The 19,372-nt window shown below is 67.9% G+C and carries 19 protein-coding genes; 7 read left to right on the top strand and 12 right to left on the bottom strand.

Annotated features, from left to right (window positions below):
• Window positions 1–26: 26 nt before the first annotated feature.
• Together C7401_RS40130 and C7401_RS40125 are read left to right on the top strand one after the other, a co-directional pair.
• Complete coding sequence (locus C7401_RS40130) at window positions 27–1,481, top strand: MFS transporter (protein ID WP_112177600.1); 1,455 nt, start codon at window positions 27–29, stop codon at window positions 1,479–1,481.
• Between the two features lie 137 nt (window positions 1,482–1,618).
• Window positions 1,619–1,840: a hypothetical protein gene (locus C7401_RS40125; RefSeq protein ID WP_112177599.1), complete on the top strand. Its 222-nt coding sequence runs from the start codon at window positions 1,619–1,621 to the stop codon at window positions 1,838–1,840.
• A gap of 12 nt (window positions 1,841–1,852) precedes the next feature.
• On the opposite strand, the gene C7401_RS40120 is transcribed toward C7401_RS40125, so the two are convergent.
• Window positions 1,853–3,388, bottom strand: a complete 1,536-nt coding sequence (locus C7401_RS40120) for an amidase (protein ID WP_112177598.1) — start codon at window positions 3,386–3,388, stop codon at window positions 1,853–1,855.
• Window positions 3,389–3,505: 117 nt separating this feature from the next.
• On the bottom strand, window positions 3,506–4,948 hold the full coding sequence (locus tag C7401_RS40115; protein WP_112177597.1) for a cytochrome P450: 1,443 nt from the start codon (window positions 4,946–4,948) through the stop codon (window positions 3,506–3,508).
• A gap of 87 nt (window positions 4,949–5,035) precedes the next feature.
• Between C7401_RS40115 and C7401_RS40110 the strand changes: the two genes are divergently transcribed.
• Complete coding sequence (locus C7401_RS40110; RefSeq protein ID WP_112177596.1) at window positions 5,036–5,974, top strand: helix-turn-helix domain-containing protein; 939 nt, start codon at window positions 5,036–5,038, stop codon at window positions 5,972–5,974.
• A 7-nt stretch (window positions 5,975–5,981) separates the two neighbouring features.
• Here the strand turns inward: C7401_RS40110 and C7401_RS40105 are convergent, their stop codons facing one another.
• Window positions 5,982–6,965, bottom strand: coding sequence for an aldo/keto reductase (locus C7401_RS40105; RefSeq protein ID WP_112177595.1), 984 nt, complete (start codon window positions 6,963–6,965; stop codon window positions 5,982–5,984).
• Between the two features lie 138 nt (window positions 6,966–7,103).
• Here C7401_RS40105 and C7401_RS40100 point away from each other — a divergent pair, with 138 nt between their 5' ends.
• The 3 genes from C7401_RS40100 to C7401_RS40095 are packed head-to-tail and all read left to right on the top strand — an operon-like array spanning window position 7,104 to window position 9,540.
• Complete coding sequence (locus tag C7401_RS40100; protein ID WP_112177594.1) at window positions 7,104–8,027, top strand: LysR family transcriptional regulator; 924 nt, start codon at window positions 7,104–7,106, stop codon at window positions 8,025–8,027.
• The gene (locus tag C7401_RS44680; RefSeq protein ID WP_146758074.1) at window positions 8,024–8,221 is read left to right on the top strand and encodes a hypothetical protein; all 198 of its coding nucleotides are present in this window, start codon (window positions 8,024–8,026) and stop codon (window positions 8,219–8,221) included. The genes C7401_RS40100 and C7401_RS44680 overlap by 4 nt, the downstream gene beginning before the upstream one ends.
• Window positions 8,218–9,540 carry an ATP-binding protein gene (locus C7401_RS40095; RefSeq protein ID WP_112177593.1) on the top strand — a complete coding sequence of 441 codons (1,323 nt, stop codon included), beginning with the start codon at window positions 8,218–8,220 and terminating at the stop codon, window positions 9,538–9,540. Before C7401_RS44680 ends, C7401_RS40095 begins: the two co-directional genes overlap by 4 nt.
• Window positions 9,541–9,587: 47 nt before the next feature.
• Here the strand turns inward: C7401_RS40095 and C7401_RS40090 are convergent, their stop codons facing one another.
• Window positions 9,588–9,956 carry a cupin domain-containing protein gene (locus C7401_RS40090; RefSeq protein ID WP_112177592.1) on the bottom strand — a complete coding sequence of 123 codons (369 nt, stop codon included), beginning with the start codon at window positions 9,954–9,956 and terminating at the stop codon, window positions 9,588–9,590.
• Between the two features lie 547 nt (window positions 9,957–10,503).
• On the opposite strand from C7401_RS40090, the gene C7401_RS40080 reads away from it, so the two are divergent.
• Window positions 10,504–11,244 carry a response regulator gene (locus C7401_RS40080; RefSeq protein ID WP_112177590.1) on the top strand — a complete coding sequence of 247 codons (741 nt, stop codon included), beginning with the start codon at window positions 10,504–10,506 and terminating at the stop codon, window positions 11,242–11,244.
• 17 nt (window positions 11,245–11,261) lie between these two features.
• Here the strand turns inward: C7401_RS40080 and C7401_RS40075 are convergent, their stop codons facing one another.
• From C7401_RS40075 to C7401_RS40040, 8 genes are all read right to left on the bottom strand, one after another.
• Window positions 11,262–12,287: a LacI family DNA-binding transcriptional regulator gene (locus C7401_RS40075; RefSeq protein ID WP_112177589.1), complete on the bottom strand. Its 1,026-nt coding sequence runs from the start codon at window positions 12,285–12,287 to the stop codon at window positions 11,262–11,264.
• Between the two features lie 15 nt (window positions 12,288–12,302).
• On the bottom strand, window positions 12,303–13,466 hold the full coding sequence (locus C7401_RS40070) for a glycerol dehydrogenase (RefSeq protein WP_112177588.1): 1,164 nt from the start codon (window positions 13,464–13,466) through the stop codon (window positions 12,303–12,305).
• Window positions 13,463–14,230: an SDR family oxidoreductase gene (locus C7401_RS40065; protein ID WP_220092903.1), complete on the bottom strand. Its 768-nt coding sequence runs from the start codon at window positions 14,228–14,230 to the stop codon at window positions 13,463–13,465. Before C7401_RS40065 ends, C7401_RS40070 begins: the two co-directional genes overlap by 4 nt.
• 1 nt (window position 14,231) lies before the next feature.
• Window positions 14,232–15,260, bottom strand: a complete 1,029-nt coding sequence (locus tag C7401_RS40060) for an NAD(P)H-quinone oxidoreductase (RefSeq protein ID WP_373864487.1) — start codon at window positions 15,258–15,260, stop codon at window positions 14,232–14,234.
• Window positions 15,261–15,270: 10 nt separating this feature from the next.
• A complete protein-coding gene (locus tag C7401_RS40055) occupies window positions 15,271–15,816 on the bottom strand; it encodes a 2,4'-dihydroxyacetophenone dioxygenase family protein (RefSeq protein ID WP_112177586.1) in 546 nt (181 codons plus the stop codon).
• Window positions 15,817–15,946: 130 nt separating this feature from the next.
• Window positions 15,947–16,651 (bottom strand): ABC transporter ATP-binding protein, encoded by a 705-nt coding sequence (locus tag C7401_RS40050; RefSeq protein ID WP_112177585.1) that lies wholly within the window; start codon window positions 16,649–16,651, stop codon window positions 15,947–15,949.
• Complete coding sequence (locus C7401_RS40045; protein ID WP_112177584.1) at window positions 16,635–18,419, bottom strand: branched-chain amino acid ABC transporter ATP-binding protein/permease; 1,785 nt, start codon at window positions 18,417–18,419, stop codon at window positions 16,635–16,637. The genes C7401_RS40050 and C7401_RS40045 overlap by 17 nt, the downstream gene beginning before the upstream one ends.
• Window positions 18,420–18,437: 18 nt before the next feature.
• Window positions 18,438–19,310, bottom strand: coding sequence for a branched-chain amino acid ABC transporter permease (locus tag C7401_RS40040; RefSeq protein ID WP_112177583.1), 873 nt, complete (start codon window positions 19,308–19,310; stop codon window positions 18,438–18,440).
• Between the last annotated feature and the right edge of the window lie 62 nt (window positions 19,311–19,372).

Below are 19,372 nucleotides of genomic sequence, written 5' to 3'. Positions count from 1 at the left end.
TTCGAACTACTAAACTGGAGACAAACATGGCCATTCTGGAGGGCGCAGCGAACCTGCGCGACGCCGACCCCGGCGCGAGCGTCGACGCCACCCCGCTTGCCGACGGCGCCGCGATTTACGGCGCACTCTCGGCACGCCTCGACAGGCTTCCCGCCACGCGTGCGGTCTGGAAGCTGATCCTGCTGCTCAGCCTCGGCTTCTTCTTCGAACTGTACGATCTGCTTTTCACGGGTTATGTCGCGCCAGGCCTCGTGAAGAGCGGCATCCTGACCTCCACGACGTCCGGGCTTTTCGGCACATCGGGCGTCGCGAGCTTCATTGCCGCGCTGTTTTGCGGCCTGTTTCTGGGCACAGCGGCATGTGGTTTTCTCGCGGACCGCTTTGGCCGGCGCGCGATCTTCACGTGGTCGCTGCTGTGGTACGTGGCGGCGAATACGGTCATGGCGTTCCAGGATACGGCGGGCAGCCTGAACTTCTGGCGCTTTCTGTCCGGCATGGGCATCGGCGTGGAACTCGTGACCATCGGCACTTACCTTTCCGAACTCGCGCCCAAGCATTTGCGCGGCCGCGCGTTCGCGGTGTGCCAGACCATCGGCTTTTCGGCTGTGCCTGTCGTCGCGTTTCTCTCCTGGCTGCTCGTGCCCAGAGCGATGCTCGGGCTCGACGGCTGGCGCTGGGTCGTGCTGCTGGGCGGCGTGAGCGCGCTATTCGTGTGGTACTTCCGGCGCAATCTTCCCGAGAGCCCGCGCTGGCTGGCAAGCAATGGACACCTCGACGAAGCCGAAGCGGTGCTCGCCGACCTCGAAGCGAAGGTCTCGCGGCAATACGGCGCGCCGCTGCCCGCGCCCGGCCCGAGCGATCCGGCGCCGCGCAAGGCGGGTTTCGCCGACATGTGGAAGCCGCCCTACGGCCAGCGCACGGCGATGCTCATCGTCTTCCATATCTTCCAGACAGTGGGCTTCTATGGCTTTGCGAACTGGGTGCCCACGCTGCTCGTGAAGCAGGGCATCACGGTCACGTCGAGCCTGCTCTACACCACGGTGATCGGACTCGCCGCGCCGCTCGGCCCGTTGCTCGGCTACTGGATTGCCGATCGTTTCGAGCGCAAGCATGTCATTGTTTGCATGGCGGCCGTCAATATCGTAAGCGGCCTGCTGTTCAGCCAGGCCGCGGCGGCGGTAATGATCGTGACGCTCGGCGTGCTGCTGACGCTCGCCGGCAATATCATTTCGTTCACCTATCACACCTATCAGCAGGAGCTCTATCCCACGGCCATTCGCGCGCGTGCCGTGGGTTTCGTCTATTCGTGGAGCCGGCTTTCCGCGGTGTTCAGCTCGTTCGTGATCGCTTTCACGCTCAGGGAGTTCGGCGTGACGGGCGTGTTCGTTTTCATTGCGGGCGCCATGGCGCTCGTGATGGTGGCCATCGGCACGATGGGGCCGCGCACGCTCGGCAAATCGCTCGAAAGCATTTCGCACTGAGCGTCGCGCCGCCCGATCGTGCACGATCGGGCGTGCAGGGGGCCGGGAAACTGCATTATCTCAAGCACCGGTCACTCTGCCGGCCCGGCCCATGGCGTGCGTGCTATCTTCGCTGCCGTATCGAAGAGGAGCGCGCGATGGACCGTATTTTCATGACCCGCGAGGAAGCCATCCGGGTTCTGCTCGAAGCCCACGAAGCGGCGACGGGCAACACCCCGGCAACGTTGATCCGCTCGAACGGCGCGAAATCCGCGAGGGTGGAAGCGCTGGAGCGCTTGCTGCTCGACGTGCGCGCTGGGCGGGTCGACGAGTTCAGTCTCAACGTGGGCGACAGCACGCGTGTTGCCATCACCGACTAGCCACCTCGCGAGCTAGCCGTTCTGCGCGCGGAAATCAGGAAACGCGCTGCCCGTGAACAGCGGCGGCGCGACGCTCGACCAGGCCGACGCCAGCTGGAAGGCGTCGAGATCGTCGAAGGTGTTCGCGACGATCTGCATACCCATCGGCATGCCGCCGGGCCCGATGCCGATCGGCGCCGAGACGACCGGATAGAAACCGAGCAGGTTCCAGACCCAGGTCTGCGCGAACCGCAGGCCCGTGACCGGCTTGCCGTCTATCGTCACCGTGTCCGTTTGCGGGTTCAGGCCGTGCGCCGCGGGAATGAGCGGCGTGGCGAGCGTAGGCATGACGAGCGCGCGCAGGCCGCGCGTAAACACCTTTTCCTGCACGCGTCGTTGATAGTCGTTGAGCAGCGCTTCGGTTGCCACCAGCGCGTCGGGACCGGTCTTGCCCTCCATATGCTCGAACAGCATGCGCGTGTACGGCATGAGCTTGCCGGGGTCCTTGAGCGCCTCGGTGCGCAGGCCGCCCATGCTGGTGGAGAATAGGCCCGTCATGAAGGTGTCCATGTCCGCCGAGTCGAAGCCGATATCCACACGTTCGACCTCGACGCCGAGTTGCTCGAAGCGCGTCACGGCGCGCTCCATCGCCGCGCGCACGGGCGGATCGAGTGGCGAGAGATGCGGCATGGGATCGTAGGCGATCTTCCAGCCCTTGACCGGCGCATAGCGCGACGGAAAGGCCAGGCGCGGACGCAGCGACGAATGCACGAGCGGATGCGGGCCGACCATCGCGTTGGTGAGCAGATTCAGGTCGTCGAAGGTGCGCGCCATCGGGCCTTCGGACTCGTAGGGCACTTCGCTCGTGGGCACGCGCCCGAACGGCGGCTTGAAACCATAAAGCCCGCATTGCGAGGCCGGAATGCGAATCGAGCCGCCCATGTCGGAGCCGAGCGCGAGCGTCGTGAAGCCCGCGGCCAGCGCCGCGCCCGATCCGCCCGAGGAGCCGCCCGGCGTCCAGGCGAGATTCCACGGGTTGCGCGTGACGCCCCAGAGCGTCGTGGCCGTGGTCATCCACACATAGAACTCGGGCACCGTGGTTTCGATGTGAAAGACCGCGCCCGCTGCGCGCAAGCGCTCGATCACGGGGCCGTCGTCGGTGGCGGGCGGCGCGTCCTTGAGCAGCAACGACCCCATGGTGGTCACCCAGCCCTTCACCGCATACTCGTCCTTGACCGCCAAGGTAATGCCTTCGAGCGCGCGCGGGTTGCCATTGCGATAACGCGCCGCCGACTCGCGGGCCGCCGCGCGCGCCTCATCGTAATGCCGCGTGGTGATGCAGTTGACCTTGTCGTTCCAGGCTTCGATGCGCTTGATCTGCGCTTCGAGCACGTCGACGGGGGAGAGCTCGCGCCTGCGAAAGCGTGCGAGCAAGGCGGTGGCCGGCAACCACGCGGGGTCGTTCGGCTCCGCGGCGGCGGCCGTGCCGTTGGCTTCGGCGGCGGCCGGCAGCATGGCGGCGCTCGCCGCCGCACCCGAGATCCTGAGAAACGCACGTCGATCCGGCATCGCATGGTCTCCTGCTGCGCACGGGCAGCGTGGCGCGCGGCGAGGCGGCCGCGCGAACAGAAACAGCAGCGACTGTATACCGGTACGCGGATTCGTGCGCCTGATCTGGACGCCGCGTTAAGCTGGCGCGAGCGCCAGATGCAACGGTGTTTGCGGCCGCAACGTCACATTGAGCGTGGCGCGCGGGGCCGCCATGCCCTCCGGGACCGAGAGCGTGTAGCGCTGCAATACCATCGCCGCGATCACGGTCATCTCCGTCATCGCAAGATGCTGGCCGAGACACACGCGCGGCCCCGCGCCGAACGGCGACCACGCCCCGCGCTCGGCGTGCCTCGCTTCGCGAGCGAAGCGCTCGGGCTGGAACGCGGCGGGCTCGGGAAACCAGCGCGCATCATGCTGCATGAGTTGCACGGGCAGCATGAACAGGGTGCGCGCCGGGAAGCGCCACGGACCGAGGTTCAGTTCGCGCTGCGCGTGGCGGCTGATGAGCACCGGCGCGGCGGGGTAAAGGCGCAGCGTTTCTTCGAGCGTTTGCGTGAGCCACGGCAACACGGCGCGCACGTCGCCGCCGGGCGCGCGGCCTTGCAGCACCGCGCTCACCTGCGCACGCGCGGCGTCCTGCGCGGCGGGATTCGAGGCCATGCACCATGCCCACCAGGTGAGCGTGGCGGCGGTCGTTTCGTGGCCCGCGAGAAACGTCGTCATGCATTCGTCGCGCACCGCCTGGAGCGGCCACAGGGCGGCGTCGTCACGGTGCAGGCGCAAGAGGCGCGAGAGCAGGTCGTCGGGCCAGGCGTTTTCGGAGCGCGCGAGGCGCGCTTGCAGATGCCGCTCGATGAGATCCTTCAATACGCGGATCGCCCGGCGCTTCGCGCGCTTCCACGGCATCCAGTCGGGCAGGCTGGCGGGCCAGTAGAACTCCGCGTTGGCGGTCTCGCTCGCTACGCGCACGGCGTGCTCGGCCTCGCGCGCGTGTTCGCCGATCTGCGCCGAGAACATCATGCGCATGATGACGTCCATGGTGAGCGAGGTGAGCGCGCTTTCCACGGGCCAGTATGCGTCGCGGGTGGGCCACTGCGCGAGCGCGTCGGCCGTCGCCGCCGCCACGCCCGGCACGAAGGCCTGCACCGCCTTCGGCGCGAAGCCCGGCTGCAACGCCTGGCGCTTGAGGCGCCAGGCGTCGCCTTCGGAGGTCAGCACGCTGTTGCCGTGCAACTGCGCGAAGATGCTCGTGCCGCGCTCCCAGCGGATCAGCGCGTCGTGATGCGTCACCAGCAGTTCGCGCGCGAGTTGCGGGTCGGTCACGACGATCGCGTGCTCGGGGAACGTGCGCACGTGGACGACGTCGCCATGGTCGCGCTGCCATTCGGCGAGCGTGCCCAGCAGGTCGCGCGACATGCGGCGCAGCAGGCGCCAGCCGGTCAGGCCCGCGCGAGGGCCGGGCGGCCATGCGCCGGAGGGAACAGGCGCGGGCGAAGATGAAGGCGAGTGAGCGTCGCGCACGGCATCGTCGGCGCGCTTCGCATGGAAGGGGCATGGGGAGGAAGAGGGCGTAGTCATGCGGTGCATTGCACACCTACCGGCGCGTCACGTCTTGAACGCAAACGACATCGACGCTCGCCGCGCGCTCGCCTATACTGCGCGGTCATGTCCACCGTCACGCCTTCCGACTCGATCGTGTGCCCCGAGCGCTGGGCGCGCGCGCCGCGCGTAATGCGCGGTGGTGAGCGCCCGCATGCGCGGCTCTATCCGCCCGCGCCGGCGCTGGAGGGCGCCGTCGTTGCCGTGGCCTGTCGCGACACGCGCGGCTTCGACCTGAACGGCGCGCAACGTCTCTCGCACTTCCCGGCATCGCCGCTCGTGTGTCTGTCGTGGTATCGCGACCTCGATGCGGGGCTCGTGGAGGCAGGCGCGAGCGGGCCGCTGTGGCGGCCGTTCGGCACGGCGTGCACGTTGTCGGGCAGTCAGTCGCGGCCCACCGCGAGCTGGGCGCCGACTACCGGCAGCGGCGGCATGGTGTGCTTGAACGCCGATGCGGCGAAGGCCCTGTTCGAGCTGGATCTGGCGCAGGTCCACGACCGCTTTCTGTGCGCGCGTGAGGTGCTGGGCCCGGCGTGGCGGCCGCTGCTCGACGCACTGCCTGGCACTGCCGACGATGCGCAGGCGCTCGCGCTTCTGGAGCACCATCTCGCGCCGCGCTGGCAGGCGCTGCGCGGCCGCCGTTCCCCGGTCGCCACGCTGCGCCAGGCGGGCCGCCGCTGGGTGGGGCGTCTCGCGTGGCAGGCGCGCGAATGGGGGCGCACGCATAGCGCGCGCCAGGTCGAGCGCCGCATCAAGGCCTACAGCGGGCGCTCGCTGCGCGAGTGGCAATCGCTCGTGAAGACCGAAGGCGCGTACTTCGCGGCAGCGGAGCGCTTCGCGGCGGGCGTGCCCGTCGACTGGGCGGCGTTCGCCCACGACGAAGGCTTCGCGGACCAGGCGCACCTGAGCCGCACGACCCGCCGCATGACCGGCTTCTCGCCCACCGACTTCGCGCAACGCTTTGTCGAGGACGAGTCGCTCTGGATGTACCGCTTGTGGGTCTGAGCAGGCCCTAGCGATCCACGCGCTGTTGCATCTGCGCCGGATAACGCTCGCCCACCACCTGGATCGCCTTGAGCGCGGCCTCGATGGCGGCGAGGTCGGCGGCGCTCAGTTCGACACTGACCGCACCCACGTTTTCTTCGAGCCGCGAAAGCTTCGTCGTGCCAGGAATCGGCACGATCCACGGTTTCTGCGCGAGCAGCCAGGCGAGCGCGATTTGCGCGCGCGTCGCGCCTTTGCCGTCGGCCAGGCGGCCGAGCACGTCCACCAGCGCCGCATTGGCCTTGCGGTTCTCTTCGGAGAAGCGCGGCACGATGTTGCGGAAGTCGCTCTTGTCGAACGACGTGCTCGCGTCGATCGCGCCGGTCAGAAAACCCTTGCCGAGCGGGCTGAACGGCACGAAGCCAATGCCCAGTTCCTCCAGAACCGGCATCACCTTCTGTTCCGGCTCGCGCCACCACATCGAGTATTCGCTTTGCAGCGCGGCCACGGGCTGCACGGCGTGCGCGCGGCGAATGGACTGCTCGCCCGCTTCGGAAAGGCCGAAGTGCTTGACCTTGCCTTCGCTGATCAGATCCTTGACCGTGCCCGCCACGTCTTCCATGGGCACGTTCGGATCGACGCGGTGCTGGTAGAACAGGTCGATGCGGTCGGTCTTCAGGCGCTTCAAGGACGCCTCGGCCACGGCGCGGATGCGCTCGGGGCGGCTGTCCATCGGCTTCTTCGAGTCGCCGTCCTGGAAGCCGAACTTCGTGGCGATCACCACCTGGTCGCGAAACGGCGCGAGCGCCTCGCCGACCAGTTCTTCGTTGACGAAGGGCCCATAGACTTCGGCCGTGTCGAAGAACGTGACGCCGCGCTCGTACGCCGTGCGGATCACGCGAATCGCATCGGCCTTTTCGGTCGCGGGCCCGTAGCCGAAGCTCAAACCCATGCAGCCGAGTCCCAGTGCGGAAACTTCGAGGCCGCCTTTGCCGAGTGTGCGCTTTTGCATGTCTTGCTCCTTTCAGGGGTTGGATGGGCGGTCACGCCGTTCACGCAGGCGCCGCCGTCTACCCGACAGAGTGTAGGTTGCTGTATGGTGCTCAACAATCCCGCTAAACTTGCATGAGGTATTGAGGAAAATTCATAAATGGTGCGCACTGGCTTATCCGAACTGACGGCCTTCGCGACGATCGCCGAGCAGCGCAGCTTCAGCGGCGCGGCGCGCGTCTTGGGCGTGTCGCCTTCCGCGCTCAGTCATACGGTGCGCAACCTGGAGGCGAAGCTCGGCGTGCGCCTGTTCAACCGCACCACGCGCTCCGTGGCGCTGACCGAGGCGGGCGAGCAGTTGCTCAACCGCGTGCGCCCCGCCATGGCCGACCTCGAAGACGCCGTCAACGACGTGGCGACGGCCGGCAACCGGCCTTCGGGCTCGATCCGCATCAGCGCCTCGGAGTCGGGCGCGCGCCCGCTCATCCACCATGTGCTGCCGGGGTTTCTCGCCCGCTACCCGGAGATCCGCGTGGAGTTCGTGGTCGAGTCGCGGCTCGTGGATATCGTGGCCGGGGGCTTCGACGCGGGCGTGCGCGTGCTCGAAGACGTGCCGCGCGACATGATCGCGATCCGCTTTACGCAGGACATGCGTTTTGGCGCGGTGGCCTCGCCCGGCTACCTCGCGCAACATGCGCCGCCAGGCGCGCCGCACGACCTGGAGCGGCACCGCTGTATCCGTTTTCGCTTCGAGAGCGGCGCGCTGTTTCGCTGGGATTTCGCGCATGGCGGCAAAAGCGCCAGCATCGACGTGGACGGCCCGCTCACGCTCGGCAATCTCAACCTGATGGTCGAGGCGGCGCTTGCGGGCATTGGCGTGGCCTGGGTGCCCGACACGCTCGTGGCCGAGCACGTGGCCGCGGGTCGCCTCGTGCATCTGCTGCCCGAGTGGGGGCCGGTGTTCTCGGGGCTCTGCCTCTACTATCCGGCCAACCGTCATCCGCCCGCCGCGCTGCGCCTGTTCGCGCAGGCCGTGCGCGAGTGGGCCGAGACCGCGCCGCAGCAGGCGCGCGCGAGCCCATGAACCATCACGAAACCCGGCAAAACCGGACCGGCCTGCAATATTTTGTGTCCCGCGCCCGCGCCGATACAGTGGGATACAAAACATCTCGCGGCATGCGGTATAAACCCAGCATTCCCTGCACACGGAGCCCGAACATGCTCGCCGAAGGTTTTGCGGCCCGCCGCCGCGCACCGCTTGCGGCGGTGCGGCAATGAGCGCGGCGCTGCACTGGCCGCGCACGTTATTTGCGCGCCTCGCCCTGATTCTCTGCGTTGGCCTCGCGCTCGCGCAGGTGATGTCGTTCACGCTCACGATGACCGAGCGCAACGACGCCACCGCGAACATGATGACCGACTACATCTCGCGCGAAGTCGCCATTTCCGTGGCGCTGCTCGACCATCTGCCCGCAGCCGGGCGCGCGGCGTGGCTGCCCCAGCTCGCACGTCGCACCTACAGCTTCATCCTTGGTCCCGGCACGCCGGGCGAGCCGCCCGACGCAAGCCGTTCGCGCACGGTGGCGTCGGCCATCGCGGCGGGCCTCGCCGACAAGTACGCGCTCACGACCAACTCGGTGCCCGGCAACGGCGAGCGCTTGCAGATCCACCTGCGGCTGTCGGATGGCGCGCCGCTCACCATCGACTATCGCCCCGGTTCCGCGCTGCCCTTGTCGGGCTGGCTGCCGGCCGTGCTCGTCGCCCAGCTCGTCGTGCTGGCGGTGTGCTGCTGGTTCGCGGTGCGCACCGCCACGCGGCCGCTGCATGAACTCGCCCGCGTGGCCGACGCGCTCGGCCCCGACCTGAAGGCGGAGCGCCTGGAGGAAGAGGGACCTTCCGAAGTGGCGCGCGCGGCGCGGGCGTTCAACGCGATGCAGCAGCGCATATCGGCGCACGTGGCCGAGCGCATGCAGATTCTCGCGGCCATCTCGCACGATTTGCAGACGCCGATCACACGCATGCGCCTGCGTGTGGACCAGATGGACGACGACGCGCAAGCGGGCAAGCTCGCGCAGGATCTGCACGAGATGGAGCAACTGGTGAAAGAAGGCGTGGCCTACGCGCGCACGCTGCACGGCACCGGCGAAGCGCCCGCGCGCGTGGATCTCGACGCGCTGCTCGACAGCCTCGTGTGCGATTACGTGGATGCGGGCTCGCCCGTGACCTTCGAGCGGCGCCTGAACGTGGCGATCGTCACGCGGGTGCAGGCGCTGCGGCGTATTGTCGGCAATCTCGTGGACAACGCGCTCAAGTACGGCGGCACGGCGGCTATCGAAGTGAGCGAGTCGGCGCGGGACAAGACAGTCACGATTTCCGTGCTCGACAGCGGCCCCGGCGTGCCCGACGACGCGCTCGAAAAGGTGTTCGAGCCGTTCTACCGGCTCGAAACGTCGCGCAATCGCGGCACGGGCGGCACGGGGCTGGGCCTCGCGATCTCGCGCCAGCTGGCCGTGGCGATGGGCGCGCAGCTCACGCTGCGCAATCGCCCGGAAGGCGGTCTGGAAGGGCGGCTCGTGCTGGCCGGCGCGGGCAAGGCGTGAGCGCCGGGCTCGTGCCGGGCTCGCGCCTGGCGCGTGCCGGGTTGCGTTCACGAAGCGAGCGGGATGAATACGTTGAACTGCCCTTCGTCGGGGTGGCGCGAGCGATGACCCTTGCCCACGGTGTCCTCGCACAGCACGACGGTACCCGGCTCGCAGTGGCGCGTGTCGCCGTCGCTGGTTTCGAACTCGACCCAGCCGGTCATCCAGATCACGAACTGGCGCACGGGCGTGGTGTGCCAGTCGGCCTCCTTCAGGCCCGCCGGCACCCAGCCAAAGCGCACCGACTTCGCAGGTTCCCACGTCGAAAGATAGATGGGCGGGATGTTGGGAAACAGCTCGAGCGGCGTGAGGGGAATATCCATGTCCTCGAAATGCGACTCGCCCTCGGCGTCGGCATAGATGCGCAGACATTTCATGGGAGACCTCCTGGAGCCGTTTTCGCCACGGCCGTATTTGTCACCGCCGTATTTGCCAGCGGTATGGCCCGCTCCTGACAACCAGCATAAAAGATGCCGGTCCGGCGGCGGCCGGCAAGCGGCATTGCCGGCCGTTTCAGGTCGATTTCAGTTTGACAGGCGGCGTGCCGGATGTGCGTCAACGCACATTGTGGCCCCGAATCGGGCGGCGTGTAGAGAATCGCGCGCCGCATGCAATGTCTTGTGTCTACGCGCCTGGCGGATACAGTGCGATACGGCGCCGCGCGCGGCCTGGGCTATAAAGCAGGGCATCACCTCGATTGAACGGAGAGCAAAATGATCACCGCGGATCGCGGCGCGCGGGCCTCGCAAGCACGGCGGCATGAACCCGTTTCACCCGATTTCCCTGGCGCGGGACGCATGAAGCGCGTACTCGCCATTCTTTTTTTCGCGGCAAGCGGACTGGCTGCGGAGATCGTGCATCCGGTGTACTGTTCGTGCATCGTGGAAACCCGCTCACGCACAGGGCGCAAGGAGACAAGAACTCATGACGGAAAAGATGGATCACGTGCTGATCGTCGATGACGATCGCGGCATACGTGAACTGGTCGGCGCCTACCTGGAAAAGAACGGCATGCGCGTGTCGCTTGCCGCGAACGGGCGCGAGATGCGCACCGTGCTGGAAAGCGGGGCGCCGGACCTGATCGTGCTCGACCTCATGATGCCCGGCGACGACGGCCTCGTGCTGTGCCGCGAACTGCGCGCGGGCAAGTTCCGCGCCGTGCCCGTGGTGATGCTCACGGCGCGCAACGAGGAAACCGACCGCATCGTGGGCCTGGAAATGGGCGCCGACGACTACCTGCCCAAGCCCTTCGCGGTGCGCGAGCTGTTCGCGCGCATCCGTTCGGTGCTGCGCCGCGCGCGCATGCTGCCGCCAGGCATGGAGGTGAGCGAGTCGGCCCAGTTGCTCGCGTTCGGCGACTGGCGGCTCGACACCACGGCGCGCCATCTGCTCGACGCCGAAGGCACGATCGTGGCCTTGAGCGGCGCGGAGTACCGGCTGCTGCGCGTGTTTCTCGATCATCCGCAACGCGTGCTCACGCGCGACCAGTTGCTGAACCTCACGCAAGGCCGCCAGGCCGACGCGTTCGACCGCTCGATCGACCTGCTCGTGAGCCGCCTGCGCCAGCGCTTGCGCGACGAGGCGCGCGAGCCGCGCTATATCAAGACGTTGCGCAGCGAGGGGTATGTGTTTTCGGCTGCGGTGAATGCGGGCGAGGGGGAGTAAGCGAGGGCCGCAGGCGGCTAGCGCGCTTGCGGCGCGTTGCCGAGACTCTCGCGCTCGATCACCGGCGCTTCCAGCGCCGACTCGGCGCCGACCGCCTTGCCTTCGATCAGCGCCACGACGTGGCGCGCCGCCCGCACGCCGATATCGATCGCGGGCACGTGCACCGTGGTGAGCGGCGGCGTCGTGAGCTGTCCGAGTTCGATGTCGTCGAAGCCTGTCACGGAAAGCTGATGCGGCACGGCAATGCCACGTGAGCGGCAGGCGTCGAGCACGCCGACCGCCTGGAGGTCGGTCCCGCAGATGATGACGCCAGGCGGCGTCTCCCGCGCATCCCACAAACGCCGCAGCGCTTCGCGCCCGCCTTCGAAAGAAAAGGGCACTTCCACGCGCCATTCCGGATGGAACGCAATGCCGGCCTCCTGCATCGCCGCGAGTGTGCCTTCCGCGCGGGCCCGCACGCGCTCGTTGCCGTCGGCCACGCCCGTGCACAGGGCGATGTGCCGATGCCCGCGCGCGATCACGCGCCTGGCCAGCCGGTACGCGGCATCGTAGTTCGAGAAGCCCACGCAATGCGCGTAGCGCGTTTCGTCGAGCGACCATGTCAGCACATAAGGGATGTCGTACTGGCGCACGAGATCGAACACGTCGTCGCCATGGTCGGTGCCCACGAGCACGAGGCCGTCGACGCCACGCTCGACGATGCCGCGCAGCACCTCGCTCTCGCGCACGTGCTTGTACTCGTGGCTCGCGATCATCAGCCGGTAGCCATGGTCCCAGAGCGTCTGCTGGAGGTACTGGATGGAGTCGGCGTAGACGGGGTTGTTGAGCGTGGGATAAATCGCGGCGACCATGCGCGTGCGCCGCGAGGCCAGCGCCTGGGCCGCGCCGTTGCGCACGTAGCCTAGCTGCTCCACGGCCCGTTGCACGCTTTCCAGCGTGGCGGGCTTGACCTGCTCGGGCACGGAAAGCGCGCGCGAGGCGCTGCCGAGCGAAACGCCCGCGAGGCGGGCGACATCAGAAAGCGTGGCGCGGCGTGAAGTCATGGCGCTCCGGTTGGGTTAGTGAGATCGCGCCGGGTCGACGCGGGCGCGCCATGCGCGGCCGAACGCGTCGGCGCGCGCCAGGCCCTCCAGCAGGCGTGGCGCCGTGAGCGGCGGCGTCATATGGCGGCTATAGCTGGCCGCGAGCGTCGCGTCGGCGAGCATTGCCGCCTGTTGCGGCGTGAGCGCCGCCGGCTGGCCGAGCTGCGCGAGCGTCAGCGGGAGTTCGACAGCGTCGAGTAGCGTAGCCAATCGTTCGATCTCCGTTTGCGGTGCGTTTTCAACGAACAGTTGAACCAGGGTGCCGAACGCCACCAGTTCGCCATGCAGATTAGCGGCCATCGCGGGCACCGCCGTCAAGCCGCGGATCAGCGCATGCGCGAGCGACAAACCGCCGCTTTCGAAGCCGATGCCGCTGTGCAGCACCGTTGCCTCGACGACCTGCTCGACCGCTTCGGTCAGGCGGCCTTCGCTTACGTCGCGCCACGCCTGCGCGCCCGCGGCGTACAGGGTCTCGCGTGTTTGCGCGGCCATGCGCAACGCGGTGGGCAGCGCACGCGTGCCGAACCCGTTCGTGCCTTGCGCGCGTTCGCACTGCGCGACCTCGAAGAACTTGCTGAGCGCGTCGCCGATGCCGGCTGCGAAAAGGCGCTTCGGCGCACGGGCGATCACGTCCGTGTCGACGATGACGGCGTCGGGGTTGCGCGCGAGCATGTCGACGCCCGCCACGCGGTGCTGCTCATCGTAGCGCACGATCAGGCGGCTCGTGGGCGCGTCGCTCGACGCCGCGCTCGGGCAGACGACGATCGGCAGGCGCCGCGCGCGCGCCGCGCCCTTGGCCGAGTCGATCGCCTTGCCGCCGCCGATCGTCACGATCGCGTCGGCCTGGAAGGCGCGCGCCGCCTCGGTTAGCGCGGCGATGGTCGCGGCCGTGCATTCGTGCGCGAAATCCACGCGGGCCCAGGACACGCCGGCCCCGGCCAGAGTGGCGTCCACGGCCGGTGCGAGGGTGGCCGCCACCGAAGCGTCCAGAATTGTACACGCGCGGCGCGCGCCCAATTCGGCCAGCACGGGCCCAAGCGCGGCGAGCGCGCCGGGGCCCTGCACATAGCGCCCGGGAAAGCCGATCGTGCGCCACGGGGGCGCGGACGCGCCCGCTGTCGTTTCAGTTGCAGCGCTCATGTCATCAGCCATCCGCCGGAGACGTCGATCACCTGGCCGGTCACGAAGCTGGCGGCGTCCGAGCTCAGGAACAGGCAGGCCTTCGCGACTTCGTCGGGCGTGCCGAGGCGGCGCAGCGGCGTGACGTCCACTACGCTCTGGTTCGCCTCGGGAGCCACGCCGCGCACCATCGGCGTATTGATGCGGCCCGGCGCGAGCGCGTTGACGGTGATGCCGTACGGGCCGAGTTCGCCGGCCAGATGGCGCGTCATGCCGATTAGCGCGGCCTTGGTTGTCGCGTAGTGCGCGGCCACGATGTCGAGATACGCCTTGCCCGCGACCGACGACATCGCCACGATGCGGCCGAAGCGGCGCTCGACCATGCCGGGTGCGATCAGGCGCGTGAGGTTGAACATGCTGTTCAGGTTCACGTCGACGACCTTGCGCCACTCGCTCGCATCCATTTGCCAGATCGGCATGGGCTTGCCCGCGTGCTTCGGCGAGATGCCCGCGTTGTTCACGAGTGTGTCGATGGGGCCGAGCGCGGCCTCGATCTCGCGCGTGGCGCGCTCGCATGCCTCGTACTCGCCCACGTCGGCGCAGGCGAAATGCACGCGCTTGCCTTGCGCGCTCAACTCGCGCGCGAGCGCCTCGCCCAACTGCGCGTCGCGGTCGACGATGCCCACCGCCGCGCCATCGTTTGCGTAGCGGCGCACGATCGCCTCGCCGATGCCGCCGTTGCCGGCGCCGCCCGTCACCAGGACGACTCGTTCTTGATGTTGCACGTCACTGATCTCCGATGTTCAACATGATCTTGCCGATGTGCGCGCTCGACTCCATGAGCCGGTGAGCGTCGGCGGCTTCGACGACCGGCAGCACGCGATGGATGATGGGCAGCGCCTCGCCGCGTTCGAGCATCGGCCAGACCTTCGCTTCGAGCGCCTGCGCGATCGCCGCCTTCTGCTCCGCGCTGCGCGCGCGCAGCGTCGAGCCCGTGAAGGTGAGGCGCTTGAGCATGATCGGCATGGCGTCGAGGGTCACGCGGCTGCCTTCGAGGAACGCGATCTGCACGAGACGCCCTTCGAGCGCGAGCGACTTCAGATTGCGTTCGATGTAGTCGCCGCCCACCATGTCGAGGATCATGTCCACGCCGCGTCCTTCGGTCAACCGCGCTACGGCATCCGCGAAATCCTCGTCGCGGTAGTGGATCGCGTGATGCGCGCCCGCTTCGAGGCAAGCCTTCGCCTTCGCCTCGTTGCCGACGGTGACGAACACCGTCGCCCCGGCGGCGCTCGCGAGCTGGATCGCGGTCAGGCCGATGCCGCTCGAGCCTCCGTGAATCAGCACGGTTTCGCCCGCCGCGAGGCGGCCGCGCTCGAACACGTTGGTCCACACCGTGAAGTACGTCTCCGGCAGCGCGGCCGCCTGGAGCAGCGTGAGGCCGCGCGGCACGGGCAGGCAGTGGCGCGAGTCCGTCACGCAGTACTGCGCGTAGCCGCCGCCCGGCACGAGCGCGCATACCGCGTCGCCGACCTTCCAGCGGCTCACGCCGTCGCCCACGGCCGCGATGCGGCCCGACACTTCGAGGCCCAGATGCGGGCAGGCGCCCGGCGGGGGCGGATAGCTGCCCGAGCGCTGCAACACATCGGGCCGGTTCACGCCCGCATAGGCCACTTCGATCAGCACTTCCGAGGGGCCGGGCGCGGGCCGCTCGCGCGTGGCGAGCGTCATGCAGGCCGCGTCGCCGCCCGCGCCGTGGTCGACGTATTGCATGGTGGGCATGGTGGGCATGGTCGCCGCAAGGGTCACCGTCATGGCGCCTCCCTCAGCGAATGATGTTCAGGAGTGCTTCGGGCGGAAGACCGATCGACTCGTAGTGCTTCTTCGTCGTCTCGATCTTCGTGAACACGTCTTCGTAGCCCTGTGCCACGCCGTGAGGATCGACGTAGGTGTAGCCGCCCGTCACGTGGAACCACGTGATCATTTCGGGCACGTCTTCGGGCACGAACAGCGTGTGGGTTTCGCCGGCCGGCTCGAACGCATAGCCGCCTTGCTCGGCGACCCAGTCGTGTTCGAGGTAGTACCAGCGGCCCTTGAGCACCATCGCATGCACCGCGCCGCTATGGCGATGGCGCGAAACCACGCCGCTGCCGCGCACGCGCAGCAGGTTCACGTAATAGCCCTGGCTCGCGCTCAGCACGAGCGGCTTGAACGAAACGGTGGCGGTGGACGGCACCCAGAGCCTGTCGTCTTCGAGCCAGTCGGTCAGCACGCCGCCGTGCACCAGATCCTTCGACATGAAGGGCGCTTGCGGGAGCTGATAGGCGACGACTTGTTCATCGGGTTTGTTGGCGTTGACGGTCGTATTCATGGAGGATTCCTTAGGTTATCAATGTGTGCTTCAGTGTGTGCTTCGATCGATGCCGACGGATCGGCCTGAAAAAACGGTTGTTGAGGTTGGCGGCGCGGCGCACGCGCCCAGTGCCAACCCTGTGCCCCACTCAGTGCCCTAGATACGCGCGCCGCACGTGCGGGCTTTCCAGCAGTTCCGCTCCGCTGCCCGAGAGCGCGATGGTGCCGTTTTCCAGCACGTAGCCGCGATCGGCGAGCTTGAGCGTATGAAAAACGTTCTGTTCGACGAGCAGCACGGTCACGCCGCTGCGCGCGACCGTGCGCACCACCTCGAACATCTGCTCGACGAGCAGCGGCGACAGGCCGAGCGAGGGCTCGTCGAAAATCAGCAGCCGGGGGTCCGCCATCATGCCGCGCGCAATGGCGACCATCTGCTGTTCGCCGCCCGAGAGCGAGCCTGCGTGCTGCGCAAGGCGCTCGCGCACACGCGGGAACAGTTCGAGCACCTTGTCGAGCCGCGCCTCGCGTTGCACGCGCGCCGCCCGCTTGTACGAGCCCATCACGAGATTCTCGTGAACGGTGAGGAAGGGAAAGAGCTGGCGGCCTTCGGGAATCATCGTGATGCCGAGATCGACGATCTGATGCGGCGTCTTGCCCGTGATCGGCCGACCGTCGAACTCGATGCTGCCCGAGCGCGCGGGCACCACGCCGCACAGCGTCTTGAGCGTGGTGGTCTTGCCGGCCCCGTTGGCGCCGACGAGCGTGACGATTTCTCCCGCGTTGACTTCGAGCGACACGCCGCGCAGCACTTCGCTCTTGGTGTAGCCGGCGGTGACGTTATGCAGCTTGAGCATCGCGATACCCCTTGCCCAGATAGGCTTCAATGACTTGCGGATCGTTGACGACGTCGGCCGGATTGCCTTCCTTGAGCATCTTGCCCGCGTTGATCACGACGATGCGATCGGAGAGCGCGAGCGTGGCCTGCATCATGTGCTCGATCATCAGCACCGCTACGCCCGTGTCGCGTACGCGCTTGACCATGTCGATCGAGCGCACGATATCCGATGGATTCAGGCCCGCCATCACTTCGTCGAGCAGCAGGGCGCGCGGCCGCGTGGCGAGCGCCCGCGCGACTTCGAGGCGCTTCATGCCGCCCACCGTGAGGCTGCGCGCCTCGACGTCGAGCAGGGCGCTCAGCTCGGTGGTGTGCGCCACTTCGCGCGCAATCGCTTCGGCTTCGCCGTGATCGCGGGTATGCATGAACGCGCCGAGCATGATGTTCTCCAGCACGGAGAGCCCGGAGAACGGCTGCGCGATCTGGAACGTGCGGCCCACCCCCGCCAGCGCGAACGCATTCGGTGTGCCCGGCCGCGCCCAGCTTCCGTCCGGCATGCGCAGCTTCACCACGCCTTCGTCGGGGCGAATGAAGCCCGAGAGCTGGTTGAACACCGTGGTCTTGCCCGCGCCGTTGGGGCCGATCACACCCAGGATCTCGCCCGCGTGGAGCGTGATGGAAACGTCGTTGGTGGCGGTAAGGCCGCCGAAGCGCTTCATCAGATGCTCGGCCACGAGCAGCGGCTCGCCACGCGGCGCGCTGTGCGCGGCAGCGCTTTGCGGCGCGGCGGGCAGGGCGCGCTCGCGTGCGCCCGGCAGCCGGTCGATCAGCTTGAGCACGCGCGCGCCGAGATGACCTGCGAGGCCGCGCGGGAAGAACAGCACCACCAGCACGAGGACGACGCCGTACACGAAGCCATGCGTGCCGTTGCCGAAGGCGCTGAGCCAGCCGCGCGCCAGCTCCGCCGCGGGCAGCACGAGCACGGTGCCGGCGAGCGGGCCCGCCACGCTGCCGAGGCCGCCGATCAGCGCGAACATGGCGATCTGGATCGAGAGTTCGAGCGAGAATGCCGCGGACGGGTCGATGAACGTGAGGTACATCGCGTGAAACGAGCCAATCATGCTGGTGAGCGCCGCCGACACCACGGCCGCCGCGAGTTTGGCCTGCACGGCGTTCACGCCCACGGCGCGCGCGGCATCCTCACGTTCGCGCACGGCGATCAGATAGAAGCCGAAGCGCGAACGGCGGATGCGCCAGGCCACCCAGAGCGTCGCCACGAGAAAGCCGAATGCGATCAGCAGATAGGCCCACTTTTCGCGGAACACCATCCACTTCAGGCCGATGTTCAGCGGCAGGTTCAGGCCGGCCGAGCCGCCGGTCCAGTCTTCCTCGTGCACCGTGAGCAGCCGGCACACTTCGAGACACGCGATGGTGGCGAGCGAGAAGAACGGGCCGCGCAGACGCAAGGTCGGATACGCGATCACGGCGGCCGCCACGGCGGATACGGCCGCGCCCGCGAACATGCCGAGCCACGGCGTGATGCCGAAGTGGATCACGAGCAGCGTGGCCGTATAGCTGCCGATGCCGTAGAACACCGCATGGCCGAGCGAGAGCTGGCCGGCATAGCCGCCCACGATGTTCCATGCGGTGGCGAGCGCGCCGAACACGCAGACCTGCACGGCGAGGTGGTAGGCGAAGGGCGACTGGAGCGCGAAGGGCACGGCCAGTAGCGCGAGGAGGGCGAGCACGCCGACGTATGCGCGCGGGTGCAGCAGATTGGGGAACATGAGGCCTCGCTGGTTCGCTTATTCGGAGCCGCGACCCAGACCGAACAGGCCGGTCGGACGCAGGATGAGGATCACGAGGAAGATCGCGAAATACACGACTTCCTTCATGTCCGGCGAAATGTAGTAGCCCGCCAGACTGTCGATCAGGCCGATGAACATCGAGCCGACCAGCGCGCCGGGCAGGCTGCCGAGGCCGCCGAGCACCACGATGACGAACGCGGTGAGCACGAAGTACTGCCCCACCGTGGGAAACACCGGGTACTGCGCGGCGAGCAGCCCCGAAGCCAGCCCGACCAGCGCCGAGCCCACGCCGAACGCGAGCACGTAGGTGGCCTTCACGTTCACGCCCATGAGCGAGGCCGCGTAGCGATGCTGGGCGACGGCGCGAAACGCGCGGCCCGTATAGGTGCGTTGCAGGAACAGATGCAGCCCGAGCGCGACGACGAGCGCGACCGCGAACGTGATGAGCTGTCCGCTCACCACATTGATGCCGCCGAATTCGAGCGACGTGGTGCCGAAGGTCACGTCGACGGGGTGCACATCGGCGCCGAAGATCATCAGCGCGAGATTCATGAGCGCCGTCGAGATGCCGACCGTGGCGAAGATCTGGATATGGGCGTCCGCGGAAAGCAGCGGCTGGATGATGAACTGCTGGATCAGCGCGCCAATGGCAAACAGCAGGATCGCGGCGGGAATCGCCGAAACGTAGGGGTGCAAACCAAAATGCTGGGCAAGCATCCACACGGCGTACATGCCGATCATCAGCAGTTCGCCGTGCGCGAAGTTCACGACGCGCACGACGCCGAAGATCAGCGTGAGGCCGATGCTGATGATCGCGTAAGCGCCGCCGAGCAGCAGGCCGTTGACGAGAAGTTGGACAAAGATGGACATTCGCGTTTCCCTGACGCCGCCGCTGCGTGTTCGCGCAGCCGGCGGCGTATTGCGGTGGGGGA

Origin of the sequence: Paraburkholderia unamae (assembly GCF_003268775.1) — a bacterium.
In the GTDB taxonomy this organism is placed as follows: Bacteria; Pseudomonadota; Gammaproteobacteria; order Burkholderiales; family Burkholderiaceae; genus Paraburkholderia; species Paraburkholderia unamae.
This window is presented reverse-complemented; position numbering and strand designations above follow the sequence as displayed.

Excerpts from the sequence above, each read along its gene's own strand:
- C7401_RS40130 (WP_112177600.1), top strand. The coding sequence starts at position 27 with ATGGCCATTCTGGAGGGCGCAGCGAACCTGCGCGACGCCGACCCCGGC.
- C7401_RS40125 (WP_112177599.1), top strand. The coding sequence starts at position 1,619 with ATGGACCGTATTTTCATGACCCGCGAGGAAGCCATCCGGGTTCTGCTC.
- C7401_RS40120 (WP_112177598.1), bottom strand. The coding sequence starts at position 3,388 with ATGCCGGATCGACGTGCGTTTCTCAGGATCTCGGGTGCGGCGGCGAGC.
- C7401_RS40115 (WP_112177597.1), bottom strand. The coding sequence starts at position 4,948 with ATGACTACGCCCTCTTCCTCCCCATGCCCCTTCCATGCGAAGCGCGCC.
- C7401_RS40110 (WP_112177596.1), top strand. The coding sequence starts at position 5,036 with ATGTCCACCGTCACGCCTTCCGACTCGATCGTGTGCCCCGAGCGCTGG.
- C7401_RS40105 (WP_112177595.1), bottom strand. The coding sequence starts at position 6,965 with ATGCAAAAGCGCACACTCGGCAAAGGCGGCCTCGAAGTTTCCGCACTG.
- C7401_RS40100 (WP_112177594.1), top strand. The coding sequence starts at position 7,104 with ATGGTGCGCACTGGCTTATCCGAACTGACGGCCTTCGCGACGATCGCC.
- C7401_RS44680 (WP_146758074.1), top strand. The coding sequence starts at position 8,024 with ATGAACCATCACGAAACCCGGCAAAACCGGACCGGCCTGCAATATTTT.
- C7401_RS40095 (WP_112177593.1), top strand. The coding sequence starts at position 8,218 with ATGAGCGCGGCGCTGCACTGGCCGCGCACGTTATTTGCGCGCCTCGCC.
- C7401_RS40090 (WP_112177592.1), bottom strand. The coding sequence starts at position 9,956 with ATGAAATGTCTGCGCATCTATGCCGACGCCGAGGGCGAGTCGCATTTC.
- C7401_RS40080 (WP_112177590.1), top strand. The coding sequence starts at position 10,504 with ATGACGGAAAAGATGGATCACGTGCTGATCGTCGATGACGATCGCGGC.
- C7401_RS40075 (WP_112177589.1), bottom strand. The coding sequence starts at position 12,287 with ATGACTTCACGCCGCGCCACGCTTTCTGATGTCGCCCGCCTCGCGGGC.
- C7401_RS40070 (WP_112177588.1), bottom strand. The coding sequence starts at position 13,466 with ATGAGCGCTGCAACTGAAACGACAGCGGGCGCGTCCGCGCCCCCGTGG.
- C7401_RS40060 (WP_373864487.1), bottom strand. The coding sequence starts at position 15,260 with ATGACGGTGACCCTTGCGGCGACCATGCCCACCATGCCCACCATGCAA.
- C7401_RS40055 (WP_112177586.1), bottom strand. The coding sequence starts at position 15,816 with ATGAATACGACCGTCAACGCCAACAAACCCGATGAACAAGTCGTCGCC.
- C7401_RS40050 (WP_112177585.1), bottom strand. The coding sequence starts at position 16,651 with ATGCTCAAGCTGCATAACGTCACCGCCGGCTACACCAAGAGCGAAGTG.
- C7401_RS40045 (WP_112177584.1), bottom strand. The coding sequence starts at position 18,419 with ATGTTCCCCAATCTGCTGCACCCGCGCGCATACGTCGGCGTGCTCGCC.
- C7401_RS40040 (WP_112177583.1), bottom strand. The coding sequence starts at position 19,310 with ATGTCCATCTTTGTCCAACTTCTCGTCAACGGCCTGCTGCTCGGCGGC.